The organism is Flavobacterium restrictum (assembly GCF_007097245.1).
In the GTDB taxonomy this organism is placed as follows: Bacteria; Bacteroidota; Bacteroidia; order Flavobacteriales; family Flavobacteriaceae; genus Flavobacterium; species Flavobacterium restrictum.
This window is the reverse complement of record NZ_VJZT01000052.1, coordinates 1-2,163: the sequence shown is the minus strand read 5'-3', so window position 1 is coordinate 2,163 and position 2,163 is coordinate 1. Positions and strand designations below refer to the sequence as shown.

The following is a 2,163-nucleotide window of genomic DNA, read 5'->3' as shown; positions in this document are numbered from 1 at the left end:
GGGCTATATTTAAAATTGGTTTTGTACTCGTGAAGTTTGGTCACGAACCGAAGCATTACGTTTGTTTAGTCCGCTACATCGCCTACCAGCAAACCGTTATGCGTCATTTTAGCCGAACGAAACGAAATAAAAAACAGAAACTTAAATGGTAATTGAAAAAGAACTAATTTCTAGGCTTAAAAAAATTGATGGAAATGGGTTCTTCAAGAAAAATCCATTTCTAATATTTGGTTCCAAAGAACATAAGTATGAACTAAATATTTGTTTATCAGAGAAAAAAATATTAGACTTCGAAAAAACAAATCAAATTGAACTACCATTAGAATACAGAAATTTTATAAAAAACATTGGAAACGGCGGAGTTGGTCCAGCGTACGGAGTTTTTAAGTTAGAAGATTGGAATTTTAAACTTGATATTGAAAACAAGAATTTTCTAAATGAAAATTTTCCACATACCGAAAAGTGGAATTTAATATATGGCGGAAATGATGATGATGAAGATTATACTGAAAGCGAAGAATTTAAAAATTGGGAATTAGAGTGTTTTAATGAAAAACATATTTATGGCAGTATTAGAATTTGTCATTATGGATGCGCCATTTATTATTTTTTGGTAGTTTCAGGATTAGAAAAGGGAAATATATGGATTGATGCAAGAGCAAATGATGAAGGAATATATCCATTGATAACTGAAACAAAATCAAGATATAATTTTGCAGAATGGTTTAATGAATGGGTAAATGAAAGCTTGAATAAACTGAATAAATAAAAAAACGACGCATAACACACGCTACAAGCAATTTGGGCATTTGGCTTAATTTAAAAATGGTCTTGTATTTGGAAGATTTGGCAAATCCGAAGAATGGGCTTAATTTAGTCCCAAACTGCTTGTAGCGCGAGAACGTTGTAGGCAATTTTAGAAAAAACGAGATAATTCAATAAAAATGGACGAAACAGCGAAAGAGGATTTCAAACAAGATTTTATAAAAAAAACCATTGTTCAACAAGCACAGTTTGAACAATGGTTGAAATATTTTTTCTTTCTTAATAATGAACTTTCAGAGAAATGGAATTTCGTTTATCAAGATGTGTTTTATACTAAATTCTATGAATTATTGACAGAAGGATTAATTTACGCCAACAAAGTTTTGGAAAGTTTACAAAAAGGACAAAATAGTAATAAGCTTGATTGGTATTCTAAACTTATTGAAGAGCTGAACAATATTAAATCAGAATTTACAGAAGAAGAATTTGATTATATTGAATATAGAAGACATAATTCTTGTCATATTTTTCAAAATAAGTATGAGCATATTCAAGAAAATTTACAAATTAGAACAGAAAGAAATGGTAGAAAATTACAAGACATAAATATTTCATTAAAAAAATTAATTTCAAAGCACGGTAGCGATAAAGATATTGATGTATATATAAATTCAAAACTTCAAAATAAATTGACCGAATTATATAATGTGCTAACAGAAATTCAGAAAAAAAATTGAGAATGAAATGTCAGAATAAAAAACTGCCTACAACAGCCACTACAACGGATTTGGGCAATTGGCTTAATGGAAAAATGGTTTTGTATTTGGGATGATTTGGCAAATCCGAAAATAGGGCTTAATTTAATCCCAAACCCGCTGTAGTGCCAGAACGTTAGTGGCAACCGCCAATCTATCCTTTAAATTCAGGCAAAATACCTAAGTTAAAAAATTTGCCATTTAAGCTATTTACCGTTCTATAAGTAAATACTTTTTTCCCTTTGTGATTTTCAAAAGAATCACAGGCATCACCGCCTTGTTGCGCTAATTCTCCAGAATAATGAGTTGGCACGCATTCTAAAATATCAAGATAAAGTTCCTCGTCTATTTCGCAAGGTTCGTTTAAATATTCATCCATATTTAAGTTTGATTCTTCCCATCCTTTTAATGTTTTCATAATCTTTAATTTTTACGTGGTATACCACTAACACACGTCTGTAGCTATTGTGGGATTGGTGTTTAATTTGAAATTGGTTTTGTGTTTGGATAATTTGTGATTATCCGAAAAATTGTATGTTTTTAACCCACAACAGCGACAGGCGTGGGAACGTTATGGGCAAGGCTAACAAAAGACAACGATGAAACTAAAAGACATTTTTTCTGACATTAAGACAAAGGTTTT

General features: G+C 30.7%; 3 protein-coding genes. 2 read left to right on the top strand and 1 reads right to left on the bottom strand.

What is annotated here, in order from left to right; all coding sequences use genetic code 11:
* Positions 1–145 precede the first annotated feature (145 nt).
* On the top strand, positions 146–769 hold the full coding sequence (locus FNW21_RS16130) for an SMI1/KNR4 family protein (protein ID WP_144257774.1): 624 nt from the start codon (positions 146–148) through the stop codon (positions 767–769).
* Between the two features lie 175 nt (positions 770–944).
* Entirely contained in the window at positions 945–1,502 is a 558-nt protein-coding gene (locus FNW21_RS16125; RefSeq protein WP_144257773.1) for a hypothetical protein, read from the top strand.
* A 172-nt stretch (positions 1,503–1,674) separates the two neighbouring features.
* Here FNW21_RS16125 and FNW21_RS16120 read toward each other — a convergent pair whose 3' ends face one another.
* Complete coding sequence (locus FNW21_RS16120; RefSeq protein WP_144257772.1) at positions 1,675–1,938, bottom strand: hypothetical protein; 264 nt, start codon at positions 1,936–1,938, stop codon at positions 1,675–1,677.
* Positions 1,939–2,163: the final 225 nt, after the last annotated feature.